Annotated in this window: 18 protein-coding genes; 7 read left to right on the forward strand and 11 right to left on the reverse strand. The window is 44.1% G+C overall.

What is annotated here, in order from left to right; translation table 11 throughout:
* Positions 1-916: 916 nt before the first annotated feature.
* The 5 genes from P150_RS0100350 to P150_RS0100370 form a co-directional block, all read right to left on the reverse strand.
* Positions 917-2,533: an MFS transporter gene (locus tag P150_RS0100350; RefSeq protein ID WP_028895981.1), complete on the reverse strand. Its 1,617-nt coding sequence runs from the start codon at positions 2,531-2,533 to the stop codon at positions 917-919.
* A 73-nt stretch (positions 2,534-2,606) separates the two neighbouring features.
* Positions 2,607-4,781, reverse strand: coding sequence for a S9 family peptidase (locus tag P150_RS0100355; RefSeq protein ID WP_028895982.1), 2,175 nt, complete (start codon positions 4,779-4,781; stop codon positions 2,607-2,609).
* A gap of 5 nt (positions 4,782-4,786) precedes the next feature.
* Positions 4,787-6,709: a membrane protein insertase YidC gene (gene yidC / locus P150_RS0100360; RefSeq protein ID WP_028895983.1), complete on the reverse strand. Its 1,923-nt coding sequence runs from the start codon at positions 6,707-6,709 to the stop codon at positions 4,787-4,789.
* Between the two features lie 2 nt (positions 6,710-6,711).
* Positions 6,712-8,319 carry a CTP synthase gene (locus tag P150_RS0100365; RefSeq protein ID WP_028895984.1) on the reverse strand — a complete coding sequence of 536 codons (1,608 nt, stop codon included), beginning with the start codon at positions 8,317-8,319 and terminating at the stop codon, positions 6,712-6,714.
* 203 nt (positions 8,320-8,522) lie between these two features.
* Complete coding sequence (locus P150_RS0100370; RefSeq protein ID WP_155952884.1) at positions 8,523-8,732, reverse strand: hypothetical protein; 210 nt, start codon at positions 8,730-8,732, stop codon at positions 8,523-8,525.
* Positions 8,733-8,923: 191 nt separating this feature from the next.
* Between P150_RS0100370 and P150_RS0100375 the strand changes: the two genes are divergently transcribed.
* From P150_RS0100375 to P150_RS0100390, 4 genes are read left to right on the forward strand one after another with little or no spacing between them, the layout of a single operon-like run.
* Positions 8,924-9,925, forward strand: a complete 1,002-nt coding sequence (locus P150_RS0100375) for a DNA cytosine methyltransferase (protein ID WP_036931946.1) — start codon at positions 8,924-8,926, stop codon at positions 9,923-9,925.
* Positions 9,925-10,935 carry a DNA adenine methylase gene (locus tag P150_RS0100380; protein ID WP_036931948.1) on the forward strand — a complete coding sequence of 337 codons (1,011 nt, stop codon included), beginning with the start codon at positions 9,925-9,927 and terminating at the stop codon, positions 10,933-10,935. Before P150_RS0100375 ends, P150_RS0100380 begins: the two co-directional genes overlap by 1 nt.
* Positions 10,925-11,392, forward strand: a complete 468-nt coding sequence (locus tag P150_RS0100385; RefSeq protein ID WP_028895988.1) for a hypothetical protein — start codon at positions 10,925-10,927, stop codon at positions 11,390-11,392. The genes P150_RS0100380 and P150_RS0100385 overlap by 11 nt, the downstream gene beginning before the upstream one ends.
* Before the next feature lies 1 nt (position 11,393).
* Entirely contained in the window at positions 11,394-11,879 is a 486-nt protein-coding gene (locus P150_RS0100390; protein ID WP_028895989.1) for an HNH endonuclease signature motif containing protein, read from the forward strand.
* Between the two features lie 392 nt (positions 11,880-12,271).
* On the opposite strand, the gene P150_RS0100400 is transcribed toward P150_RS0100390, so the two are convergent.
* A complete protein-coding gene (locus P150_RS0100400) occupies positions 12,272-14,470 on the reverse strand; it encodes a bifunctional (p)ppGpp synthetase/guanosine-3',5'-bis(diphosphate) 3'-pyrophosphohydrolase (RefSeq protein ID WP_036931998.1) in 2,199 nt (732 codons plus the stop codon).
* 126 nt (positions 14,471-14,596) lie between these two features.
* On the opposite strand from P150_RS0100400, the gene P150_RS0100405 reads away from it, so the two are divergent.
* On the forward strand, positions 14,597-16,117 hold the full coding sequence (locus tag P150_RS0100405; RefSeq protein ID WP_028895992.1) for a DUF4301 family protein: 1,521 nt from the start codon (positions 14,597-14,599) through the stop codon (positions 16,115-16,117).
* 117 nt (positions 16,118-16,234) lie between these two features.
* Here the strand turns inward: P150_RS0100405 and P150_RS0100410 are convergent, their stop codons facing one another.
* The 3 genes from P150_RS0100410 to P150_RS0100425 form a co-directional block, all read right to left on the reverse strand.
* Positions 16,235-16,465, reverse strand: a complete 231-nt coding sequence (locus tag P150_RS0100410) for a hypothetical protein (protein ID WP_028895993.1) — start codon at positions 16,463-16,465, stop codon at positions 16,235-16,237.
* Between the two features lie 1,528 nt (positions 16,466-17,993).
* Positions 17,994-19,061, reverse strand: coding sequence for a mannose-1-phosphate guanylyltransferase (locus tag P150_RS0100420; protein ID WP_028895994.1), 1,068 nt, complete (start codon positions 19,059-19,061; stop codon positions 17,994-17,996).
* Between the two features lie 106 nt (positions 19,062-19,167).
* Complete coding sequence (locus P150_RS0100425) at positions 19,168-20,280, reverse strand: porin (protein ID WP_028895995.1); 1,113 nt, start codon at positions 20,278-20,280, stop codon at positions 19,168-19,170.
* 398 nt (positions 20,281-20,678) lie between these two features.
* Here P150_RS0100425 and P150_RS0100430 point away from each other — a divergent pair, with 398 nt between their 5' ends.
* Positions 20,679-22,376 carry a putative transporter gene (locus P150_RS0100430; RefSeq protein ID WP_028895996.1) on the forward strand — a complete coding sequence of 566 codons (1,698 nt, stop codon included), beginning with the start codon at positions 20,679-20,681 and terminating at the stop codon, positions 22,374-22,376.
* A 645-nt stretch (positions 22,377-23,021) separates the two neighbouring features.
* Here the strand turns inward: P150_RS0100430 and P150_RS0100440 are convergent.
* Both P150_RS0100440 and rfbC read right to left on the reverse strand, forming a co-directional pair.
* Complete coding sequence (locus tag P150_RS0100440) at positions 23,022-23,804, reverse strand: DUF4738 domain-containing protein (protein WP_028895997.1); 783 nt, start codon at positions 23,802-23,804, stop codon at positions 23,022-23,024.
* A gap of 79 nt (positions 23,805-23,883) precedes the next feature.
* Positions 23,884-24,435 (reverse strand): dTDP-4-dehydrorhamnose 3,5-epimerase, encoded by a 552-nt coding sequence (rfbC, locus tag P150_RS0100445; protein ID WP_028895998.1) that lies wholly within the window; start codon positions 24,433-24,435, stop codon positions 23,884-23,886.
* Positions 24,436-24,571: 136 nt separating this feature from the next.
* On the opposite strand from rfbC, the gene P150_RS0100450 reads away from it, so the two are divergent.
* On the forward strand, positions 24,572-25,561 hold the full coding sequence (locus tag P150_RS0100450; RefSeq protein WP_231477552.1) for an SPOR domain-containing protein: 990 nt from the start codon (positions 24,572-24,574) through the stop codon (positions 25,559-25,561).
* The last annotated feature ends 1 nt before the right edge of the window (position 25,562 follow it).

Below are 25,562 nucleotides of genomic sequence, written 5' to 3' on the forward strand. Positions count from 1 at the left end.
CAGCAAAGCCTAATTCTCAATAAACAACGAGCCTCCGTCGATTCCACCTGATTTGAATTTATAACATAAAATCAAAATATTATCGTTTAATGATAAAGAATCAATTCTAAGTTGCTCCCCTCCGGCACTAATAGTAGCGGCACTATTGCCCTACTATTTTTCTGTCGCCTCTTCCCACTCTGGAACCTCATTTGTTTTTTAGTGAATTTGTTTTGTTTTAGTGAGTGGGGTAAGGAGTGAACGCTTTCAAAAGGTTAGACCATCCGGTCTTTTTGTTGTATATCGCTCTTATAACACCAAAGCATAGAAATCCCCCTACACACCTTTAAAACATTAACTCTTATTAACGTTTTTGTCGGTTTGTAATATATAATTACTCAAAAAAGCACATTATTTTTCTTCAATATAGAGAATTTTAAGACGTATTTTGATGCTTAAAATTGCTTTTTGGGCAGATTGAGGCTGAAATATACGAAGATTGATTGCCATTTATGCGAAGAATACTTCCTGACTACTGCAAGAATAGAAAACAAATATGCGATGAATTGGATTTAAAATAAGGTTATTAATTCCGTTTAATTATCCTAATTGCGAACTTTTTACGGATAAATTATTGCACAGAAAGGTTTAATGGAATGATAGTTTGCTGATATTTAAGCTGTTATCATTGCACGCTGAAAAATCGCATATTTGAAAATTAAAAATATTTCTTCTGAAATAAACGAATTATGGAGACTGTTTTGTAAAGAATATTCACATCTGCTATACTATTTCAAGAAATATCTAAACTCCATTAAATGCAGCATAGTATATAGTTCAAAGATACGATGAAAAGAAAATTCCACTGATATGAAAGATTGGATTCATATCAGTGGAATTGGGTTTTAAGAATATTCGTGGAATGTTCTTGGGGAGTTTACTTGATGTTTGGTTCTTCCAGACCGAGGTGCTTCTTCTTGTCCACAACCTTCAGCGTCAAACCGATGAGGAGGGCAATCACGCCGAGGCTTGCCAACATAAGCAATGGAGCTGTGTAGTCGAGCTTCGTAGCATCGGTAACACCGACATTTGTCTTGTCGAGCGCCTTACCGATGAGCATTGGGAAGAGCCACAAACCGATGTTCTGAATCCAGAAAATCAATGCGTAGGCTGAACCGATGATCTTTGCGTCTACCAACTTTGGCACGCTCGGCCACAATGATGCAGGCACGAGTGAGAAAGATGAACCCAATACGAGGATTGTGAGGTAGGCTACTATCACGCCGCCTACCTGACTGCCCTTGAACATCGGGAGCACGAAGGCGAATGTGAGGTGGCAGCACACGAGGAGGATAGAACCGAGGATGAGCATTGATGCTGCCTTACCCTTATGGTCTACATAGTTTCCGAGGATTGGAGTGATACCTACTGCCAAGAGTGGGAACACGGCGAAGATGGATTCTGCTGACTGACGCATATAGCCCATATAGCAGTAAGAAATGAGGAACACAACAGAGAGTGTGAGCATTGTGTACTTCACGCTCTTGTTCTTCATAAAGTTGAATCCGAAGGCTGTTGCCGCAACTGCCAGCATAAGGAAGTACTGGATGAATGTAACGCTTGATGAAGCCCAGAACGAATCGGCAGGGAGTTCGCTGAACGTGAGGTTGCACTGGAGCATATTCACGGCGTACTTCTGGAATGGGAAGATGGCAGAGTAATAGAGCACGCAGAGCAATGCCACGAGCCAGAATCCCATACTTGTGAGAATCTTGCCGAGGTCGCTGATCTTGAATGGGTCGTCTTTTTCTTCTGCTTCTCCGGTCTGTGAGTCGAGCTTCTTGTCCATAAAGAAGTAGACTACGAACATCATCAGGGCGATACAGATGAGAACCACACCGAATGCTACCGAGCGGGATACGTCGATTGAGCCGCCGAGCTTAGCAAAGAATGGTGAGAAAATCATACAGGTGGCAACACCCAGACGAGCCAATGCCATTTCGGAACCCATAGCGAGTGCCATTTCGCGACCCTTGAACCACTTAACGATACCACGGGACACCATAATACCCGCCATTTCGGTACCACAGCCGAAAATCATAAAGCCGATGGCAGCCACCTTTGCCGATGCCGGCATACCTTCAAAGAACGGAGAAACGCCGAGTTCGTCGAAGATTGGAATGTAATTGAGGTTTTCCGTGAACCATCTTTCAAGTCCTGTGTCGAAAAATGACTCGCTGATAGCATAGTACTTGATGCCGGCACCTACGAGCATCACGCAGCCTGAAAGAACGGCCGTGAAGCGAACGCCCATCTTGTCGAGGATGATACCTGCGAAAATGAGGAAGAACACGAATACGTTGAGGAAAGTTTCTGCTCCCTGCATCGTACCGAAGGAGGTGGAATCCCAACCACGCTGGGTTTCCATCAGGTCCTTGATAGGCGATAGGATGTCTACGAAGATGTAGGCACAGAACATTGCCAGCGACAATAGTAAAAGGGCAGTCCATCGCATAGCTGCCGAATCTCTTAATGTTTTGATTTGGTCTGTCATAATATTAATTAGTTATATATTTTATTCTAAACAGTTTAGGGAATCGGTCCTTGCAGACCAATTCCCGATAATGTTATTTCTTGTTTGGCTTCAGCCAACGGTCGAGCCAGTTGAAGAATGTTCTCTGCCAGAGAATACCGTTCTGTGGTTTCAGCACCCAGTGGTTTTCGTCAGGGAAAAGAAGGAGTTCTGCCGGGATTCCTCTCAGGCGTGCTGCATTGAATGCGCCCATTCCCTGATTGGCATTGATGCGGTAGTCTTTTTCTCCGTGAATGCAGAGAATAGGAGTGTCCCACTTATCAACCATCTTGTGAGGGCTGTACTGGTAAGTGCGCTTTGCGGCATCTGTCTGGTCGGTATTCCAGTATGCGTCGTCGTATTCCCAGTTGCTGAACCAAGCCTCTTCCGTGTCGGTGTACATACTCTCGAGATTGAAAGCACCGTCGTGAGAGATGAAACACTTGAAACGCTTGTTGTGAGTTCCCGCCATATAGTAAACGGAAAAACCACCGAAGGAAGCACCTACTGCGCCAAGACGGTCTTTGTCTACGAATGGGAGATTCTGTGCAGCGTCGTCGATAGCTGAATAGTAGTCCTTCATACACTGACCTGTCCAGTCCTGACTGATTTTCTCGTTCCATTCACTGCCGAAGCCCGGTAAGCCGCGACGGTTTGGCGCAACGATAACATAGCCGTTTGCAGCCATCATCTGGAAATTCCAGCGAACACTCCAGAACTGGGAAACAGGACTCTGCGGACCACCCTGACAATATAATAATGTAGGATACTTCTTGTTGGGGTCGAAGTGCGGAGGAGTGATAATCCAAACGAGCATATCCTTGCCGTCGGTTGTCTTTACCCATCTTTCTTCCGACTTGCCCATTGCAAGCTGATCGAGTATCTCCTTGTTTTCAAAGCTCAACTGAACCTGCTGACTTGCCTTTTCCTTCTTTGAAGGAGTGATGGCATAGATTTCGGTTGGCTGCTGATGGCTCTGGCGCAAACCGAGAAGTTTCTTGCCATTGTCGCCCAGTAAGCCGATGCTCACATAATCGTGCTGACCATCGGTCAGTTGCTTTACTTCGCCCTTTAAATTGGTCTGATAGACATTAACCTTTGCGTGCCAGCAGCCGATGAAGTAAATGTCTTTTGAGTTTGGAGCCCAAGTATAGTCCTCTACGTTTGAATCGAAACTCTCGGTAACGTAGGTCTTCTTTCCGGTTGCAAGTTCGTATATGCACAGACGGTTTCTGTCGCTTTCATATCCGTCGTGCTTCATACTCTGCCAAGCGATGTACTTGCCGTCAGGAGAGAAACGTGGATTCACATCGTAGCCAACGTTGAAATCGCCGTTCTGCTTGTTCACGGCCTGATTGCGGAGGCTCTTCGTCAAGTCTTTCTCCGGTGCAACATAGCCTTTAGGCTTGCAGAGGTTTACAGACTCCTTTGTGTCTATATTATAAAGGTATATGTCGGCATCGGTTGATGTGGCGTAGTCTACGCCTTCCTTCTTTCTGCAAGTGTAGGCAACAGATTTGGAATCCTTGCTCCAAGAGAATTGCTCGATGCCGCCGAACGGTGCCAGCGGACTTTCAAAGGGTTCGCCCTCGATGATGTCGATTCCGTCGGAAATTCCCTGCGCGGTAACATTGGCTACATAAGGATGTGCAATGGACTGAACGTAGTGGTCCCAATGACGGTAGTTCATATCCGTAGCCACGATGCCGGTTGTCTTTGGAAGGTCAGAAGGATTCTGCTTGATGGTGCCATAATATGGCAGGCTCTTTATGAGCAGCACTTTCTGCCCGTCGGGAGAAAAGAGGAAACCTTCGATTTCTGTCTTGGAATTGGAAAGTTTCTTTCGGTTCGTTCCATCAGGATTCATCGTCCAAACCTGTCCTTCAGAGAGATAGGCAATAGTGGAATTGTTGAGCCATACTGCGCTGCTTTCGCTCTTGGCAGACGTGGTAAGCTGACGGGCGTTCTTTCCGTCGGCGTCCATAATGCAGAGAACCTGATGGCCTCTGTTTTCTTTCACGCTGTAATAACCTACCTGATAGACAATCTTCGTACCGTCAGGAGAGGCTTGCGCGCTGCCCACACGACCCATTTCCCACATAGTTTCAGGTGTCATAATATCGCTTTTAAGCGTAACGTTGCTTTTTCCGATATTAACATCCTGTGCCTGTGCAATACCTGTGTTCATAAGCAATGAGGCTGCAATTGCGATTGAGATGTTTTTGTTCATAGATATTATTGTTTTTTACGATTAAGTTCTTCTTGCTTGCGTCTGAGTTCTTCCTGCTGCTTGCGCTGCATTTCCTGAATAGCCTGCATACGTGCAGCCAAACCGCCTTGCTTTTTCGGATTCTTCTTGTTTTCCTCACGGCGTGCTTCGAGGTATGCCAGAAGCTTCTCTTCGTTCGTTGTCTTGCGGAGTGCCCACATAATGGCTGCCGAGAAGAACAGTGAAATGAAGTAGTAGAAGTTCAGGCCTGAAGAATAGTCGTTGAACATAAAGAAGAAGAACAACGGCATCATATACATCATCCACTGCATCATCTTCATTTGGTCAGCCTGCTGTCCCACCATCTGGTCTTTCTGCTGCTGCATCGTGAACCACGAGTAGAGGATGTTGGTGGCACAGAAGAGGATACACGTCAGCGAGAGGTGGTCGCCGATGAGCCAAAGGTCTGTGTCCCAAGACAGGATAGGGTCGAAAGTGCTTAAATCGTCCATCCAGAGGAAACTTTCTCCACGGAGTTGGATAGCATTTGGCACGAAGTTGAACATAGCAATCCAGATAGGCATCTGTATGAGCATCGGCAGACAGCCGGAAAGCGGGCTTACGCCATACTCCGAATACATCTGCATCATAGCCTGCTGCTTCTGCATCTGGTCTTCCTTCTTGTTATATTTCTTCGTAGCCTCCTCGAGTTTCGGCTTCAGAACCCTCATCTTTGCCGAGCTCATATAGCTCTTCTTTACCATAGGATAGGTAATGAACTTCAGGAGCAGGGTAATGAGAATCAATACGATACCCATAGGGAAGAACTTGCTGAGTCCGTCGAACACGTAGATGGTAAACCAACGGTTGATGTAACGGAACAGAGGCCACCCCAAGTAAACGAGCTGTTCCATATCCAGTTCTTTCTGGAACTTGCTTTCCGATTCGATGTTCTGCAAGAGACGGAAATCGTTCGGACCGAAATAGAGTTCTAGTTCGGTGGCCTTCTTGCCCGACGGGTCGAAAGCCGTATTCATATTTGCCTGATACTGCTTGAGGTATCTCGACTCCTTGCTCTGAGGGGTGCTCTTCAGTCTTGCGCCTGTCTGGAAACCGTCCTTTGAAATCATTACGGCAGAGAAGAACTGATTCTTGAAGGCAACCCAGTCAAGGCTTTCCTCCATTGTCTCGTCGGCCTCGGCAGTCTCGCTCAGATAGTCGGTGCCGCCGTTGCTCTCCTTGTAAGTAAGGGTAGCGTATCTGTTTTCAAACGTGTAGCCACGCTCCTGCTGCTTGGATTTTTCCTGCCAGTCGATATTCAACTGGTTCTCGCCGGGTTTGAACAAGCCGTTCATTCCCGTCGTCTGAAGGCTCAGGTGCAGCATATAGCTCTTGCCGAGCTTGTAGTTCAGCGTAAGCGTCTTGCCCCCACCTGCAACGGCTGTGAGCGTAAGTGTAGAGTCGGTAACGTTTGATGGCGTGAAGAACAGATCCTGTGTTTCAATATTGTTGTCCTTCGTTGCAAGGCTGAAGTTCATACGCTGGTCTTCGCCGTCGAAGAGGGTTACTCCCTGCTTGTTGTCCTTCGAACCGTCCTTCACTTCGATATTGTGTCCTACGTAGTTCTTGATGAAAGCCTTCTTTATGGTACCGCCCTTCGTGTTCAGCGTAAGCTCCACCTTGTCGTTCTTCAGCACGATATCCTGTGCATTGCCCGACAATGCCTGATGGAAAAGCGCAGTAGTGTCAGCCTTCTGTGCAGCCTCGGCTTTGGCAAGTTCGCTGGCCTTTCTTTTCTCGTCTGCAATTTTCTTCGCGTTCCTTATAGAATCCTGCACGTATGCGGCTCTTTCCTTTTCCAACTGTTCTGCCGATGGCTGCTGCCACCAAGCAAATCCGAAGAGCACCAATGCGATAAGTACAAATCCGGTAATAGTGTTTTTATCCATTTTTATTTTTTCTTGTTTTCAATTGCAGTCTTTATAAAATCGAGGAACAGAGGATGCGGATTGAGCACCGTAGACTGGTATTCGGGATGGAACTGTGTGCCGATATACCACTTCAGTGAAGGGATTTCCACAATTTCCACCAAATCACTTTCCGGATTTCGGCCGACGCACATCATACCGTTCTTCTCAAATTCCTTTTCATAGTCATTGTTGAACTCGTATCTGTGGCGATGACGCTCCTGAATATGTTCCTGATTATAAATATTGAACGTGCGCGAGCCTTGACGGAGAATACATTCGTAAGCCCCCAGACGCATCGTGCCGCCCATATTGGTAATGTTTTTCTGTTCCTCCATAATGTCGATAACGTTATGGATGGTCTTTTCGTCCATCTCGCGCGAATTGGCATCCTTGTAGCCCAACACGTTGCGCGCAAATTCTATTACCATCATCTGCATACCGAGACAGATACCGAATGTGGGAATATTATGCGTTCTGGTGTAGTGGGCTGCCACTATCTTTCCCTCGATGCCGCGCTGTCCGAAACCCGGGCAAATCATAATTCCATCGAGTCCTTCGAGCTTTTCTGCCACATTCTTTTCCGTCAGTTCCTCAGAATTAACGAAGTGGATTACCGTTTTGTGGTCGTTGTAGGTGCCGGCTTGCGAAAGTCCTTCGCGGATACTCTTGTAGGCATCCTGCAAGTCGTACTTGCCCACAAGGCCGATGTTGATTTCCTCGGTTGCCTTCTCGCGGCGTTCCAAGAACGCTTTCCACGGTCCGAGCGCAGGTGCGGGCTTTATTTCCTCACCACACTTGCGGAGAATGGCCACGTCGAGTCCCTGCTCCTGCATATTCACAGGCACTTCGTAGATGCTCGGAAGGTCTTCGCTCTGGATTACGCAGTCGAAATCCACGTTGCAGAATGCAGCCACCTTCTTGCGAATGCCGTCGTCAAGGTGCTTTTCGGTGCGAAGAACGAGCACATCAGGCTGAATGCCCACGCTCTGCAATTCCTTCACGCTGTGCTGAGTGGGCTTTGTTTTCAGTTCGCCTGCCGCGTTCAGGTAGGGCACGTAAGTAAGATGGAGGTTGATGGCCTTCCTGCCCAATTCCCATTTCATCTGACGGATTGCCTCTAGGAATGGTGCCGATTCGATGTCGCCAATCGTGCCTCCGATTTCCGTAATCACGAAGTCGTACTGGTTCTTCTGCCCGAGCTGCTTGATGTTTCGCTTTATTTCGTCCGTGATGTGGGGCACCACCTGAATGGTTTTCCCCAGATAGTCGCCACGCCGCTCCTTGTCTATCACGCTCTTGTAGATGCGTCCGGTAGTCATAGAGTTTGCCTTCGTGGTCTTTATGCCTGTAAAACGTTCGTAGTGTCCCAAGTCGAGGTCGGTTTCCATACCGTCCACCGTAACATAGCATTCTCCGTGTTCGTATGGGTTCAGCGTTCCCGGGTCAATGTTTATGTATGGGTCGAACTTCTGGATAGTAATATTGTAACCTCTTGCTTGAAGAAGTTTTCCTATTGATGATGATATAATCCCTTTTCCGAGCGAGGACACAACACCACCAGTTACGAAAATGTACTTTGTTTCAGTCACGATTTTATATTTTTATATTATTATCTTAGCTTGATATGCCCGTTTTAATCAATTTGCAAAGATAGTAAAAAAACTATGAATATAGCCTAAAAAGAAGACGTTTTTTTAGCTCTTGTTTTTTTATTTGAAATTGTGTGTTTGAAGTTGATAAACAATAGGTTTGAAGGGAATGAAGGGTGGAAGGGAAAATGACAGACAGATGTTCAAAATTGTGCGTACGCTGTTTTTTGTTTATTTCCATCTTGCTTTGCTGCAATTTTCCCGTCTTTTCGCATCAGTCCGTCGCCTTTCATCATCCGAACAACCTGTTGGATTTCTTTTTCGGAAGGGCAATCTGCCTGAAAAACAGACAAAAAATATTGGAGTAGTTGATTTTGAATCCCCACCCGAAAGTTTGAGAATGGGGCTGCCATACTTATATTGATGGCTTTTGGATAATACTGGTAGTAGTGAAAATGCCCCCCAGATAGCAATAAAAACGCATAACATAGGCATTGCTTGTAACAAAAATATCAAATTACCAATAAACAATAGCTAAAGTTTATATTAGCAGTTAAAATATACTGATTATTTCGTAACTTTGCATTCTGTAATAAATGATAGTATGGCTAAGAAACAATATACAGTAATTGATTTGTTTTGTGGCTCTGGTGGATTTTCACTAGGATTTGAATGGGTTGGATTCAGAAATATATTTTCAGTAGAATTGGACCCGGAAATCTGCGAAACTTATAGACACAATTTCCCTAAACATAAACTACTTGAATGTGATATAACTACTTTGTCAAATGAAGAAGTAGTGAGACTTACCAAAGGAAAACCTGTGGATGTTATTATAGGCGGTCCGCCTTGTCAGGGTTTCAGTATGGCTGGTAATATTGGCAGGAAGTTTATAGACGATCCCAGAAATAACCTATTCAAGGAATTTGTAAGAATAGTAGATGTAGTTCGCCCTAAATGCTTTGTTATGGAAAATGTAGCAAGGCTATATACCAGAAAGAAGGGCGAAACTAGAAACGAGATATTACAATGTTTCAGAGATTTAGGTTATGCAGTAGAAGCTAAGGTGGTACTGGCTTCTGAATATGGCGTACCTCAAAACAGAAGCCGTGTACTATTTATAGGTAAGAAAACGGAAAATTTTATGGAAATGATACATTTCCCACATAAAGTATCTGGAGATAAACTTACTATCAAGGATGCCATAGACCGATTTCCACCTTTGCAAAGTGGCGAAACTTCCAGCATACCCAATCACGAAGCTATGATACATTCTGAGCAAATGCTTGAAAAGATGCGTTATGTGAAGGACGGTGGCGATAGGAATGATATACCCGAAAGCATACGACCGGAAAAGGGAGATGTTAGAAAGTATATTCGATATGATAGTACAAAGCCCTCTATCTGTATTACCGGAGATATGCGGAAGGTGTTTCACTATAACCAGAACAGAGCCTTAACGGTAAGAGAACTGGCTGCCATACAGACCTATCCGGATGATTTTGTATTTTTAGGTTCTAAATCAATTCAACAGCAAATGGTCGGTAATTCTGTACCGCCAGTATTAGCCAAGGCAATAGCAGAGGCAGTAAAAGAAATGTTATAATGGCACATAAGTATCCAAAGCTAAATTATATTGGTAATAAGGAAAAAATATCGGAATGGATAACTTCCCTTATCCCTTCCGATGCAGAATCATTATTAGATGTTTTTTCTGGTGGTTCTTCCATAGGTTATACTGCAAAGAATAAAGGTTTAACAGTATATTCTAATGACATACTTACTATAAACTACTATATAGCCAAGGCTATCATAGAAAATAATAGCGAAACATTAACAGAGGAAGATATTAATACTATTTTTTCCGGCGAGCCAATAGAGGGTTTTATGTATGAGAATTATGCAGATACATATTACTTCCCTGATGAATGTAAACAGTTGGATTTATATCGTGCAAATATAGAAAAACTACTTACGGAATACAAACGAGCATTAGCTTTAGTTCTAATGCGGCGTGCTATGATTCGTAAAATGCCTTATTCCAGATTCACAATCAAATGGGATAAGATTAAGCAATTAAGGGATGAAAATTATAGCTACCGTGTTTACAAGCGTAAAAGGGCTTATCATAATAAATCATTCAAATTTCACTTTGAAGATAACTTAAAGGCATATAACGAAGCCGTTTTTGATAATGAGAAGAATAACAAAGCATATAACCTCGATGTATTTGAGGCATTAAAATCTATTAAGGCGGATGTGATATATATGGATCCGCCTTACGCTGGTACTATGTGTGATTATTATGGCTTCTATAATCTTTTGGATGAATACATAGAAGGAAAGAAGACAGCACCTTTTGCAAATAACTTTGTAGATAGGAAAACGGTAGTAGATTTGTTTGATAATTTATTTTCTAATTTATCAAACTATAAGTATTGGATGCTGAGTTACAACAGCCGTTCTTATCCTACAAAAGATATGCTTATGGAACTGCTTTCTAAATACTCAAAGGATGTTACCTTATATGAAATGCCCTATGCCTATAAAGTAACTGGTAAGGAAAAGAAACAAAAAGATATTGAATATTTATTTGTAGTAAAAAATGAAAAATAGAGTAAATCAAGTCTACGAGGAATATTGGAATTATACTGCTGCCTTTACTGATTTTAACGGTGAAAAATTTTTGCGTGCAGTAAGGGCTTGTGTTGATTTCCTAAATGTAAATCCCGGTATTTATGACCCCTCTAATGCGAATGACAAAAAGTATGAAAACTTGCAGTTGTATTTTGATGAGAAGTGTAAGGTAGGTGCTGAACATCTTATAGATAGAACACCGTCTTACCGAAAGATGATAAACCAACTCGTTAAAATTGGAGTTATCAATCCATTCTTGAATGGATATCCTTATGAAACCTTAGATTTGTTAGAAGCCACTACTGATAAAAAACGAAAAAGAATTTTATCTAAGATAGTGTATAAATACGCTAATTTGTGTAATTCCACAACTAATCAAAGAAAGAAAATACAATCAAATAGGACATCTAAGAAACCTGTTAGGCAGATTAGATGATTTGGCTATTGTTGATGGTACTATATATTTTGAAACAGATGCTCAAAAACTCTTCGGCAATGAACCTGAAAGACAAAAGGAATGCAGGGACCCTTACTTGCAAAGGCTCTATAAAAGGGAGCTTGAGGAAGAAAGTATGTCTTTCCTGAAAAGCACAACCCCAAAATGTATGCTTGAGAGCCTAGACCACCCAGTATTAATAGCAAGCCATATTAAACCATATAAGGTTTCTGACGAAAAGGAAGAATTTGATGTTAATAACGGATTGCTGCTAAGTAGGAATCTGGATTCTTTATTTGACTTAGGTTATATTACGTTTAATGATGATGGAACTATTAAGCCTTCAAAAGTTTTATCTGAAGATATGAAAGCATATCTTAGCCAGTATAAACTTAATGCTTATTTCATTAATTCAAAACGAATGCAATATATGCAGTATCATAGGGAATATGTTTTTGAAAAAAGAATTTCTATAAGACGTAGGTAGTTTATTAATATCAAATTAGCAATCTTCTTCCCTTGTTTCGGGATGTAAGGAGAGACTCTTGTTTCAGGTTTGTAAGTGCTTGAAGATCAGAATGTGTTTTAATGACTTTCAAACGTGCGAAGATTGCATTCCAATCTTCGCACGTTTGCATTCTATTTTTGCGAAGAATAGACTGCAATCTTCGCACGTTTGTAAACTGGGGTTGCGAAGGGAATGAGATTGGGGTGGGAGAGAAGGAAGGTTTTGTATGCTTGGGAGCGCAATCACGTCGGGATATTAAGTCGAGGGAGAGTGGGTATGGGGAGATATAGGGGCTTGTGCCATTGGGCAGAGGATGGAAAGTGCTGAAAAGAAAAACGTGTGAGCGAAATTAGGTTTCGCCCACACGTCTGTCAGATTCTCATTACTTGCTTTACGCCTCTGATGTTGGCAAGTTTCTTGATGAGGAGTTTCAGTTTTGAAGTATCGTCGATGAGGACGACGAGATTGCCCGAGAACAGGCCGTCGTGCGAATCTATGCTGATGGAGCGCATCGTAACCTTGTCTTCCTTTGCGATGACGTTGGTAATGTTGCTCACGATTCCGATGTCGTCGTTGCCTATGATTCGCAGGGTAATGGTGTAAACGGAACCTCCCTTGCCGCTCCAGCAAGCCTTCACGATACGATAGCCAAAGCGTTTGCGCAGTTCGGGTGCGTTGGGGCAGTTCGTCCGGTGAATCTTGATGCCGCCATTTACGGTTACGAATCCGAATACAGGGTCGCCATAGATGGGATGACAGCATTTGGAAAGCGAGAAATCTACGCCCTTGAGATTCTCGTCTATCACGAGTACGTCCTCATTTGCCTTGATGAATTGTTCTGTATTGGCATCGAATTCAAAGTTTTCCGCGCTTTCGGCTTCTTTCGGCAGATTTTGGCCGTGCTCTCTTTCGTATATCTTCTGATACTCCTCGATGACGTAGTTGGGGTCGAGTTTCTCTTCGGCTATCTGTCTGTAAAATTCAGATGCTTCCTTGTAGCCGAGTTTCTTGAGCAGATGCTGAAGGATGGAGTCGTCTATTTCAATCTTCTTGTTCTTGAATCTTCTTTCGAGCAGTTCCTTTGCATAGAGTCCCTCCTTTGCCTGAGTTTCTTTCAGAGCCAGTCTTATTTTTGCTTTTGCACGCGAGGACTTCACTATCTTGAGCCATTCCCGCTTGGGCTTTTGAGTGCTTGAGGTAAGCACTTCCACGGTGTCGCCGCTGTGGAGTTCGCTCCTGAAGGATATGTTCTTGCCGTTTACTTTTCCGCCCACGCATTGGTTGCCCACCTTGGAGTGGATATGGTAGGCGAAATCGAGCAGGGTTGCACCTTTGGGAAACTTCAGCAGGTCGCCCTTGGGCGTGAACACGTATATCTCCTTGTCGTAGAGGTCGAGCTTGAACTGGTCCATCACTTCGAGGTTGTCGCCGGCTTCGAGCGCAGTGCGTATGGATGCGAGCCAGCCGTCCATACCGCCGCCCGACTTCACGCCCTTGTATCGCCAGTGTGCGGCCAGTCCGTGCTCGGCAATCTCGTCCATCCGCTCGGTTCTTATCTGCACTTCCACCCATTTGTGTTCTGCGCCCAGCACGGTGATGTGCAGACATTCGTAGCCGTTTGATTTCGGTACGGAAATCCAGTCGCGCAGTCGCTTCGGGTTGGGTTGGTACATATCCGTTACGATGGAATAAGCCTGCCAGCACTGCATCTTCTCTTTCTCTTCCGGAGAATCGAGGATGATGCGGATGGCGAAGAGGTCGTAGATGCCCTCGAAGCTGCATTTCTGCTTCTTCATCTTCTGCCATATCGAGTGGATGGACTTTGTGCGGCCCTTGATGTGGAACTTCAGTCCGGCTTCCTTCAGATGTCTGCTCACAGGGTCTATGAATCCCTTGATGTAGGCATCGCGGGCAGCTTTCGTCTCGTTCAGCTTTTCCTTGATATGATAGTAGGCATCGTGCTCGAGATATTTCAGGGAGAGGTCCTCGAGTTCGCTCTTCAACTGGTAGAGACCGAGTTTGTGGGCCAACGGTGCATAGAGATAGCTCGCCTCTTCAGAGACTTCCCGCTGTGCCTCCTTGTTGGGAGTGTCCCTTATCTGTCGCATCAGGTTTACCCTGTCGGCTATCATTATCAGGATTACTCTCATATCCTCGGCAAAGGATACGAGGAGATTGCGGAAGTTTTCGCTCTCAATGGTGGGGCTTTTCTGGTAAAGGCTCTTTATGCGGACGATTCCGTCGATAATCTTCGATACGCCTTCGCCATACTCTCTGCCTATCTCTTCGGATGTGGAATAGCCTCCCTGAACGCTGTCGTAGAGCAGGATGGCGATGACGGAATCCCTCTTCAGGCCGATGTCCTTTGCGGCAATTATTGCAGTTTGGATGGCGCACAGCAGACTGTTCAAGCCGAAAATGTTTCGCTCGATGAGTCCGTTCTGTTCTGCAAGCGTGAAATGCTCCGTGAGTTTTTCCTCGTCTTGCGCCGATAAACTGTCTTCCAGATAAGTCTTCAGTTGTTGAAAAAGTGCTTTTGCCGTTTCTTTTTCTTCTTCAGTAAAAAACATTCTTGTTTCCATAACCGTCAATAATATGCGACACAAAGGTACAAAAAAAAGCCAAAACGCCTTGCCTTTTAAGAAAAAGTAAGTATATTTGTAAGAGACTAATCAATCATTTAAATTATCAATCAAATGCTAATACAAGAGGATTTACAACAAATTGCCAAGAAGGGAATCAGCATTGAAAACTTCAACAGACAGTTGGAGAGTTTCAGGCAGGGCTTTCCTTATCTGAAACTTCAGGGTGCTGCCACTCCCGAGAGTGGTATTCTCCAGTTGAACGGCGAAGAATGTCGGAAATATACCGACGCTTGGGAGCGATACAAGGAAGAAGGCAAACGAATCGTGAAGTTTGTCCCGGCATCAGGTGCTGCCAGTAGAATGTTCAAGGACTTGTTTGCTTTCTTGGATGCTGACTATACAAGTCCTTCAACGGAGTTCGAGAAATATTTCTTCTCTCATATAGACGGATTTGCTTTCAAGGGAGAACTCGATGAGGTCTGCATTGAAAACGAGGGAAAGAACGTTGCTGCCTTAATCAATGAGGGCAACTGCAAGGCTGTTGTGTCTAATCTCCTGAATGCAAAGGGTTTGAATTACGGACAGTTGCCGAAGGGATTGCTCACTTTCCACGATTATGACGGGGGGGCGCGTTCGTCGATGGAGGAGCATTTGGTGGAAGCGGCCTTGTATGCTGAAAGCAACGGAGAGGCAAACGTGCATTTCACGGTTTCCAATGAGCATCTGGATTTGTTTAAAAAGAAGGTGGCAGACAGGGTGGCTAAATATGAAGAGCTGTTCAATGTGAAATACAACATCAGTTTCTCTGAACAGAAATCCAGCACGGACACCATTGGAGGCAATTCCGACAATACGCCTTTCAGAAATGAAGACGGCTCTCTGCTGTTCCGCCCCGGTGGGCACGGCGCATTGATTGAAAATCTGAATGATATCAACGCAGATGTGGTCTATATAAAGAATATTGACAACGTGGTTCCCGACCGTCTGAAGGAAGAGACCGTGAAGTGGAAGAAGATTATAGCAGGATTGCTGGTCGCACTTCAGACTAAGGCTTTCTCATACATCGAAAGGCTCGAGACAGAAACACTTTCTTTAGCAGAGCTGAAGACAATCCTTGCTTTCCTTGAGAACGATTTATACTGCAAGAACCCTGATGCTGACGCTCTGGATGAAGAACAGTTGAAGGAATATCTTTTGAAAAAGCTGAATCGTCCGATGCGCGTTTGTGGTATGGTAAAGAATAGTGGCGAGCCCGGTGGCGGTCCTTTCTTTGCTTATAATGCAGACGGCACGGTCAGTCTGCAGATTCTCGAAAGTTCGCAAATCGACAAGGACAATCCTGAATACCTTTCAATGTTCAAGAACGGCACGCATTTCAATCCTGTTGATTTGGTTTGTGCATTGAAAGATTATAAAGGTCGTTCCTTTAATCTGCCCGGTTTCGTAGACCCTGCAACAGGTTTCATCAGCAGCAAGTCGAAGAATGGCAAAGAACTCAAGGCTCTCGAGCTTCCCGGTTTATGGAATGGTGCAATGAGCGATTGGAATACTGTGTTCGTGGAAGTCCCAGCCATCACCTTCAATCCCGTAAAAACAGTCAATGATTTGCTGAAAAGCGAACATACAAAATAAATCATAACTCCCATTTGATTATAAGCAATAATTAAATGGGAGTTTTTGTGTCTGTATAAAAACAAAAAACCGTTGGAATAATCCAACGGTTTGTTTCTTGTGAATCTACTTCATAGATTACATAGCAGCTGAATCAGCAGGAGCAGCAGCAGAGTCTACTGTTGCAGCAGCTGAATCTACAGGAGCAGCAGCTGAGTCGAGAGCAGCTGAATCAGTAGCAGCTGAATCCATAACTTCTGTTGCAGCTACGCTGTCAGAATCGTTAGCAGCACCGCTCTTAGCGTTGCCTGTACAAGATGCGAATGAGATAGCTGCCATAGCTACGAACATAAATACCAATTTCTTCATTTTTCTTTGCTTTTTAAATCTGTAAAACAATCACGTTTATTAAAACGATGCAAAGGTAAGTATTTTTTTTATACGGCAAACATTTTTTATTCTTTTTTTTTATCTGTTTTTGTAACATTTTTGTATTATTCTGAAAATCAACTGTTTATAACTTGAATATCGGTGTTAAAAAATGCAAACGAATTGAATCTATGCTTGAAGACATCATTAAATGTGTGTAAAATAGATGAAGAATATCATAACTGAAGAGGCGTTCTTTATATATAAATAAGGTGGATAAGATGATTTTTTAGGATTTCTGTCTGAAAAGATTCTGTGTTTATAGGCTTAGGGACAAAAAGTAATCTGCACAATCTGCGTGATTTGTGGGAGGTTTTGATTCTTACTGATACGTAGATAGTGCTGCTATTTATGAATTCTGTTTGAAAGTGTATGGCTGTTATTAGTCCTCGTTATTGTTTTTCTCTGAATAAAAGAAGGTGCCTCAGGCTTGATGCTTGTCTTGAGAAAAGTTCATTTGTGGGTGGTTGATTTAAGACTGTTCTGAAGGCACTTTGCAAGTAACCGATAAATGCAAAACATTCTTCGCAAGATTGCAAGGCGTTTTTGCGAAGATTGCAGCGCATTCTTCGCAAAAATGAAAATAAGGATTTTGATAGCTGATTCTCAGATATTTACGGATTGATGAATATTTGTCTTGTTGTAGATTGACTATCAAAGGATGGGTAAAGCAAGTTTAATGAAGATTGTGTGAGGAATATGAACGGAAATGGAATGCTACAAACATTGAAAGGGCTGAATAGAATAGGTTGAGCAATAAGCAGGGATTGCAGCAGTAAGGTGGAAGATTACAAGAGAGACTTCTCTTTCAGGAATTTCCGAATAAAAATGGGTGGGGATATAATGAAAAAAGCGATGGCCTTCACAGGCAATCGCTTTCAAATCTTCAATAGGTATTAGTCTTTTAAGGTAAAAAGATTGTTTTCAGGATAACGATTGCAAAGATAAGTGGTTTTTTGATTACTGCCAAACATTTTTGCAAGTTTTTTTCCTTTGTTTTGTGCGTGTGCGAACACACAAAAATAAATAGCAGGACTTGATAAAATATTATTCGCCGTAAGCTCAGGTTATGTTGTTATTGAGAGTTTGGAGAAAGGGGCGTTCGTTTGAGTTTTTCCAGCAATATGTAATAAGGTGTATCGAATTACGGAGGATAAACAGAGTGTCTCTTAATAATAATATGCGCAGAATATGGATTTTATGACAAAATGAAAACTTCTCATTTCAATGAGTGGTTAGGGTTATACAAGCTGGAAACACATAGTAAGGAAAGAGAATGATAGAAAAACAAACACGGACTTGATGTGCGAAAAATGAAGCCGTCGGATAGGAACGCCTTCAGTTGTTGTAAATTATTTTCTCATTGGTCAGGAGTTTGGTCAATGAGCGAGAAATGAAAAACGAAGAATACTCACATTCTGCAAGGTGAGCATTCTCCGTTTATCGTCGGGTTTGGTTCTTCTCGCAATTATCCTTCGCCGGAAAACTGCTTGATGCGCTGTTCGTCTGCGAGTTTGCAAATCAGCAGAGTGCCGTCCTTTTCGGCCACGATATAGCCGTCCAGTCCCTGAACCACTACTTTTCTCTCGTCGGCCGTATGCACTATGCAGTTCTTGCTGTCGAACAACTGCACGTTGCTGCCGATTACGGCATTTCCGTAAAGGTCGTGCTGCAACTGCACGTGTAGCGAGCCCCAAGTGCCGAGGTCGCTCCATCCGAAGTCGGAAGGACATACAAAAATCTCTTCTGCTTTCTCCATAATGGCATAGTCCACGGATATTCCCTCGCATTCGGGATACACCTTGTCGATTGCAGCCTGCTCTTCGGAAGTGCCCAACACGTCCATTACGCCTTCAAAGATGCGGGCAATACCCGGCTGATAGATGCGGAATGCGTTCACGATTGTTGAAACGTTCCAGATGAATATGCCGGCATTCCAGAAGAAATTGTTCTGACTGATGTACCTCTTTGCTGTTTCCAGATCGGGCTTTTCGCGGAACTGGTCTACTCTGAACATTTCCTTGTTGCGCACCGACGGCACAGAGAGGTCTGCCTGTATGTAGCCGTAGCCTGTTTCCGGGCGGGTGGGCTTCATACCGAGCGTAAGGATGGCGTCGGTCTCGGAGGTAAACTTCAGACTGTTCGCGATTACGCGCCGAAATTCAGCTTCGTTGGTTACTATATGGTCGCTGGGCGTAACCACGATATTTGCCTTTGGGTCGTTTTTCTTGATGCGCCAGCTCACGTATGCAATGCAGGGAGCCGTGTTTCTGCGGCAAGGTTCGCTCAGGATGTTCTCGCGTGGAATTTCGGGTAGTTGTTCGTGAACCAAATCCACGTACTTCTTGTTTGTAACTACCCAAACGCTCTCAGGCTTGGTAATGCCCTTGAATCTGTCGTAGGTCAGTTGCATCAGCGAGCGTCCCACTCCCAGCACGTCGATGAACTGTTTTGGTTTTTCAGCTGTACTCATAGGCCAGAATCTGCTTCCGATTCCTCCGGCCATAATTACAAGATGGTTATTAGCGTGTAACATATTATTCTAAACTGGTTTTATTATACTTTACGTGCAAATATACGAATAAAAAACAAGAAAGGCAACAAATCGCTGCCTTTCTCCTATTATTTATGATGTTTTACTCCTAAAATCGGAAACTCATCTGAACATCAATCATCGAATAGTTGGGCTCTGCCAGCGAGCGGTCGTGTACGTAGGCATATTCGCCTGACAGTTGAAGGCTCTTGGAGAACTTATAATTCAGACCTACTTCATACATCGTCTTCTGCTTTTCAGCACCGTCTGTGGGTTGATACATATCGTAACGCGCCTTAGCATAGAGCTTGTCTTTCAGCACCGGTGCAATTACCATAGCATAAACGCCCTGAGCCTTGTCGCCCTTTGTGCCTATGTTGCAGTCAGACGCCGATGCGTCGTTCGTGTTCACGAGTGCCTTTGCGAATGCCGGACCGGTGGAATGAATGTATTCCGAACGGAAAGTCCAGTCGTTTTTCAGATACTCGGCTGAGAAAGCATAGCGGCGTTGCTTCAGACTGCGCACACCACTGTGATTAATGCCGTTTTCTGTCCAAGTGCCCTTGCGTGCATAAGAACCTGTCCATCCGAACCATCCGAGGCGCATACCTGCAACCGGCATCACCCACACGCCTCCGATGATATTCTTCTGTTGGTCAATGTCCTTGACATTGATGCCCTGTCCGTTGAAAACACCAATCTGATAGTGAATCAGATTACGCCCTGCGGAGTTCTTCAGGAAGTCGCCCTGCAACTGAATACCGATATCACGGCCGTTTGAACTGTGCTTGCCGGAACGGTCGCTGAAGCCTGCAAATGCAGTAACGGCTTGTGAATAGCCCATAAATCCCTGCTCCACGGGATGGATTGGATTCTCGAAAGTGAATGGATTCTTGAACTGTCCCGCCTTGATTCTCAGGAACTCGTACTTCTGCCATTCGGCAAACAGATCCACCACGCGTGGCGAAGACCCTAACGTTGAGGTGTTTCCGTTGAACTGAATCTGTGCTTTCCAATACCAATCCTTGAGGATACGGCCGTCCAATGCTATACGTCCCAGTCGCAGATTGAACGAATTGGCCTTGGCATTGTCCTGACTGCTGAATTGATATTGCACAATGCCATATCCAGACAGTTTCACATTGTTGATCCATTTAGGTGTCTGCGCATTTGCGCCAAGCACTCCAAGCACCATTGCGGCACTGATAATGTATTTTTTCATATCTTTAAATTTATAGTATTATCGGTAGTAATAATGTATTAATATCGCAAAGGTAAGGATTAAAAATTATAAAACAGAAGCATACATTAACTTTTTTGCAGAAAATATGCTGATTTTTCATTTTGTAAAGTCAGACGCTCCAAACTTACTGCTACAATATCCTCATTGTGGAAAAATAGTCAGAAACAAGCAAAGATGAAAACAGAAAGAAACTGATATTTAATTTTGAAGAGCTGATTTCATTATAAATTACACCTTATTTTATTATTAATAAGGCCGATGTTTGCAGATTATTAACCAAATTTGCCTACTTTGCAACATAAATATACAAATTAGTAATTGAAAGTTAGCGTATCTCCAAGTTTATATTTACCTTTGCACGAGCTAAAATTACATTTATGGATTGGTTAATAAAATTATTTACTGCGGAGGATAGTGTGGCTCACATAGTGCTGCTCTATTCCATTGTGATTGCATTGGGTGTCTACCTCGGAAAAATCAAGATTGGTGGCATCTCATTGGGAGTTACTTTCATTCTGTTTGTTGGTATTCTTGCAGGCCATATCGGCTTCACGGGTCCAACGGCAACGCTGACTTTCCTTCAGGATTTCGGTCTTATCCTATTCGTGTTTATGATAGGTTTGCAGGTAGGGCCGGGCTTCTTTGAAAGTTTTGGAAAGGGAGGTTTGAAGCTGAACATGCTTTCTTGCCTTGCCATTCTTCTGAATGTTGCGGTTATGTTCGGTTGCTACTTCATCTTCTTCGACACGAGCGACAAGAGCAACCTTCCGATGATGGTCGGTACTATGTACGGTGCCGTTACCAACACGCCCGGTCTTGGTGCTGCGAAGGAAGCCTTGAACAGCGTTTTTCCGGGTGGAACGGATTTCGACATTGCGTCCGGTTATGCCTGTGCTTACCCTCTTGGCGTGGTAGGTATCATCGGTGCGACGCTCGCTATTCGCTTTATCTGCAAGGTTGATCTCGATGAGGAGAACAACAAGCTGAGCGACGATGAGGCCGAAAACCCACACGTGAAGCCGCACATTATGTATCTCAAGATTGAGAATGAATACCTGTCTGGCAGAACCTTATCTGAAGTTTCAGAGTTCCTCAACCGTGATATTGTGTGCACGCGTATTATGCACAACGGTACGGTATCTCTTCCTTCGCGAGACACAGTCTTTGAGCTTGGCGACGAAATTCTCGTTGTCTGTGCCGAAACCGACGCTGCCGCCGTAAAGGCATTCATCGGCCCTGAAATAGAAGCAGACTGGCACGAAGAAAAGCAGGCGCAGAAGATGGTAAGTAAGCGAATCCTCGTTACGAACAGCTCTATGAACGGCAAGACACTCGGTAAGATGCACTTCAGTTCTGTTTACGGCGTGAACGTAACCAGAATCAGCCGTCAGGGAATGGACCTCTTCGCAAGCCGCAACCACCACTTCCACGTGGGCGACAAGATTATGGTTGTAGGTCCGGAAGAGAACGTACAGCGCGTAGCCGAGCTTATGGGCAACTCCATCAAGCGTCTCGATCATCCGAACATTGCCACTATCTTCATCGGTATCGTGGTTGGAATCCTGTTCGGTAGCCTCCCATTGGCAATCCCGGGTATGCCTGTTCCGTTGAAACTCGGTCTTGCAGGCGGTCCGCTGATTATTGCAATCCTTCTCGGACGATTCGGTTACAGAATGCATCTCGTTACCTATACCACGACATCGGCGAACCTGATGCTCCGCGAAATCGGTCTGGCTCTCTTCCTTGCATCCGTCGGTGTAAAGGCCGGAGCGCATTTCTGGGAAACAGTGGTTCAGGGCGATGGTCTCCTGTATGTGCTTACAGGTTTCCTGATTACGATTATTCCAATCCTCATTGTAGGAACAATCGCGCGAATGAAATACAAGTTCAACTACTTCACCATTATGGGTATGCTCGCCGGAACCTATACCGACCCTCCTGCATTGGCATACGCAAACTCTGTCTGCAACAGTGAAGCACCTGCCATCGGCTACTCTACGGTTTATCCATTGAGTATGTTCCTTAGAATCCTCGTGGCTCAGCTGATTGTATTGTTCTGCTGTGGTGCTCTCTAAGAAACGCTCGAGTTAGTTTCGGAATAAGTTCCGAAATCAGCTATACATTATAATAATGCCATTCTCTTGATTGTTTGCAATCAGGAGAATGGCGTTTTTCTTTGCCAGATTTATGTGTTCTCTCACTTTCATAATCTGTGAAGAAGGATTCAAAGTATAGATTTCAGCTTTGTTTCGACTTGTATCTATAAGCCTCCCACAATCAATAATTCTTACAAAACCACCTTCATAATTCGATTATTTCAGAAAAAGATTCATTTGTTTTTAAATACGCGAATTATGAGTGTGCAATTATAGTGTTCTCTGCATCAGTAATTTACTTTCAAAAAGCGCATATCTGTGTAGAGAATTTCCTCTTAAAAGTTCTCATATAGAACAATAAACTCGAATAATCGACCTAATTTCAGGAACCATTCAATGCTCTTTCGGTTTCCATTCTTGCGATAACTGCACAGCGTTTGTCGCAAGAATGAACAACAATCTTCGCACAACCAGAATCCATTGCAGCGAAAATCTCTTTTCAAGTGTCGAAAGAGCAGCAGAAAATCTCTATTTTGCGAAAAAAATATGTGCGTTTTTTGGTAATCATATTTTACAGAACTGAGTTGAAAGAGGGGGCTTTTCTTCCTGTCAGCTTGGCATCCATCACGTCATACGCGTAGTAACCTTGCCGTCCGTAGTAATCCTTACCTCTATCACATAGCTTGTTGCAGCATCGGGAATACCAATCATCGCATTGTAATACAGGGCTTTCAGGTCGGTTCTGTTGAATACGAAACGCTTCAGTATGCTGCGCTCGAGAAATGCCTTGTCGATCATCGACTGAAATTCCTGCTTCTTAAATTCGTGCGAATAGATAAGTTTGCCGCCGTTGGTTATGTTCAGCCGTGCCGTGTTGTCGAGATACACGTTATCAACCTCTATTCCCAAATCGTTGAAAGTAGGCTTTATTACACGCTCTGAACTTGTCTGACAGAACACCTCCGACTGAAAATAGCCTGCCTCGGTCTTTACAAGCGTGTCTGAACTCTCCTTTAGGAAAGTGTTCATAGCGTATGCGTGATACTTGAAGTCCGAAAGCAGATTCTTGTTGTCCGATTTTACCAGCGTAACTTCCTCTCCGTTCTTGTTCATCATCCGAAATACGTTTTCAGACTGCTTTATGATTTTGTAGCTATTGACGTTCTGACCTTTCAGGAAAATAGAGTCGCTGTTTATCCAGAAATGGACGGGCACACTTGCAGAATCGGGAAAGGAAATGCTGTCGCCCTTTGCAAGCAGCACGGAGCCTCCATTTTCGTCCATTACCCATAAGCCCTGAAACATCTCTTTAGCTTTATGGTCTTCGGTAATGGTCTCCGTTTTGGAATCCCGACAACTCCAAAATATAATACTTCCTAAAAAGATTAGTAAAACAGATTTCCTCATAATCTTAAAGCTGAAAAGAATGTTATAAATGCAGATACTTCACGATTTGGTTTGGAAAGACAGGCTTTCAGGGCCTGAATCAAAACAAGTCGGCCTGATTGAAAGGCAATGCCTTGTTCTGGTCTTTCTCTGAAACCAATACCTCATTTGCAGAAACAGGCCATTCTATGCCGATGGTCTCATCGTTCCACCGGATGCTTGCCTCGCTCTGAGGCGCATAGACGTTGTCTACCTTATAGGTAAACACAGCCTCGTCGGACAGTACCAAAAAGCCGTGTGCAAAGCCGCGTGGAATAAAAAGCTGCTTCTTGTTCTCTTCCGACAGTTCCACCATTACGTATTTTCCCAATGTAGGCGAGTCCTTTCTCAGGTCTACGGCCACGTCGAGCACCTTTCCTTTCAGCACTCTCACGAGCTTGGCCTGCGAGAAATCTCCCTTTTGGTAGTGCAGTCCGCGAAGTACGCCGTAGCTTGATTTCGATTCGTTGTCCTGAACGAAATCCACGTGGTAGCCGATGTGCTCATCGAAGTCGGCCTGTTTCCATACTTCATAGAAATAGCCGCGTTGGTCGTTGAACACTTTAGGCTCTATAATCCATACTCCGTCAATAGCTGTTTTTATATATTCCATAAGTATTAAGTTTGAATAACGCAAAGTTATAAAATAATATTCAAACAATGAAGCCTTGGAATGATATTTGTGAAATTAATTGAGTTTTAGTTTCTTTGGCTTGGAGATTAGAGATAAAATAATTAAATTTGCAGACGTGATTAGAATCGACCGACATATTGAGATCCTTTTACTCGAGAACGACTGTGTGATTGTTCCCGGGCTTGGTGGCTTTGTAGCCCACCAGATAGAGGCGCGTTATGATTCTGATGACGCACTTTTCCTGCCGCCTTTCCGAACCGTTGGCTTCAATCCCGTGCTTACTATGAACGACTCCCTTCTGGCACAGTCTTATTCGGAGGCATACGACGTGAGCTATCCGGAGGCTTTGAAGCTCATCGAGCAGGAAGTGGACGAGATTGAGCACAGGATTGAGAATGAAGGGACTGTTGAACTGAACGACTTAGGACGGCTTTTCAAGAACAGTGAGGGCAAACTTACGTTTGAACCGTATGAAGGTGGCATACTTACCCCGTCCTTCTATGGGCTGAGCAGCTATGAATTTTCAGCAGTCAAGCTCGGGAACAAGACAGAGAAGGTGGACGTCAGCATTGCCGATGCCGCCGAAAAGAAGGATGTCAAGGAAAAGATTGTCTATCTCTCTACCAGTAAGTCGGGCGAAAAGCGTGTGAACATCAGCTATAAAGCACTTCGGGATACGGCGATAGCGGCAGCAGTTCTGTCGTTTGTGTTCATCGTGGGAATCAATGTTCAGAAGCGAAATGGCGTGAGCGACCAGCCGGTTAAAAGCGGCGTCTTGTATAATTTGTTTGATTCGAGCAGTTCAGAGAAGGACGTTGAGGCAGCGGAAATAAGGAAAGAAGTGCAGACTGAAAACACGAAAGCCGTTCAGAAGCACTACTGGTCTATCGTGTTGGCGAGTCACGTAACTGCGGCGAATGCCGAATCATTCATAGAGAAATTGACCGATAAGGGATTCAAGGAAGGTCATTTGCATTCAGGAAGTGGCAGCTTGAAGGTTTTGTACGGCCATTTTGAAACGGCTCAGCAGGCTGTTGATGAACTAAACAAACTAAGACCTAATCCTGAATTCAAGCAGTCTTGGATATTGGAAGTAGGAAAATAAT

It is taken from the genome of Prevotella sp. HUN102 (genome assembly GCF_000688375.1).
Classification (GTDB): domain Bacteria; phylum Bacteroidota; class Bacteroidia; order Bacteroidales; family Bacteroidaceae; genus Prevotella.

What these genes read in the sequence shown, in the direction of transcription:
- P150_RS0100350 (WP_028895981.1), bottom strand. Translation starts at nt 2,533, where the DNA reads ATGACAGACCAAATCAAAACATTAAGAGATTCGGCAGCTATGCGATGG.
- P150_RS0100355 (WP_028895982.1), bottom strand. Translation starts at nt 4,781, where the DNA reads ATGAACAAAAACATCTCAATCGCAATTGCAGCCTCATTGCTTATGAAC.
- yidC (WP_028895983.1), bottom strand. Translation starts at nt 6,709, where the DNA reads ATGGATAAAAACACTATTACCGGATTTGTACTTATCGCATTGGTGCTC.
- P150_RS0100370 (WP_155952884.1), bottom strand. Translation starts at nt 8,732, where the DNA reads ATGGCAGCCCCATTCTCAAACTTTCGGGTGGGGATTCAAAATCAACTA.
- P150_RS0100375 (WP_036931946.1), top strand. Translation starts at nt 8,924, where the DNA reads ATGGCTAAGAAACAATATACAGTAATTGATTTGTTTTGTGGCTCTGGT.
- P150_RS0100380 (WP_036931948.1), top strand. Translation starts at nt 9,925, where the DNA reads ATGGCACATAAGTATCCAAAGCTAAATTATATTGGTAATAAGGAAAAA.
- P150_RS0100385 (WP_028895988.1), top strand. Translation starts at nt 10,925, where the DNA reads ATGAAAAATAGAGTAAATCAAGTCTACGAGGAATATTGGAATTATACT.
- P150_RS0100400 (WP_036931998.1), bottom strand. Translation starts at nt 14,470, where the DNA reads ATGTTTTTTACTGAAGAAGAAAAAGAAACGGCAAAAGCACTTTTTCAA.
- P150_RS0100405 (WP_028895992.1), top strand. Translation starts at nt 14,597, where the DNA reads ATGCTAATACAAGAGGATTTACAACAAATTGCCAAGAAGGGAATCAGC.
- P150_RS0100410 (WP_028895993.1), bottom strand. Translation starts at nt 16,465, where the DNA reads ATGAAGAAATTGGTATTTATGTTCGTAGCTATGGCAGCTATCTCATTC.
- P150_RS0100420 (WP_028895994.1), bottom strand. Translation starts at nt 19,061, where the DNA reads ATGTTACACGCTAATAACCATCTTGTAATTATGGCCGGAGGAATCGGA.
- P150_RS0100425 (WP_028895995.1), bottom strand. Translation starts at nt 20,280, where the DNA reads ATGAAAAAATACATTATCAGTGCCGCAATGGTGCTTGGAGTGCTTGGC.
- P150_RS0100430 (WP_028895996.1), top strand. Translation starts at nt 20,679, where the DNA reads ATGGATTGGTTAATAAAATTATTTACTGCGGAGGATAGTGTGGCTCAC.
- P150_RS0100440 (WP_028895997.1), bottom strand. Translation starts at nt 23,804, where the DNA reads ATGAGGAAATCTGTTTTACTAATCTTTTTAGGAAGTATTATATTTTGG.
- rfbC (WP_028895998.1), bottom strand. Translation starts at nt 24,435, where the DNA reads ATGGAATATATAAAAACAGCTATTGACGGAGTATGGATTATAGAGCCT.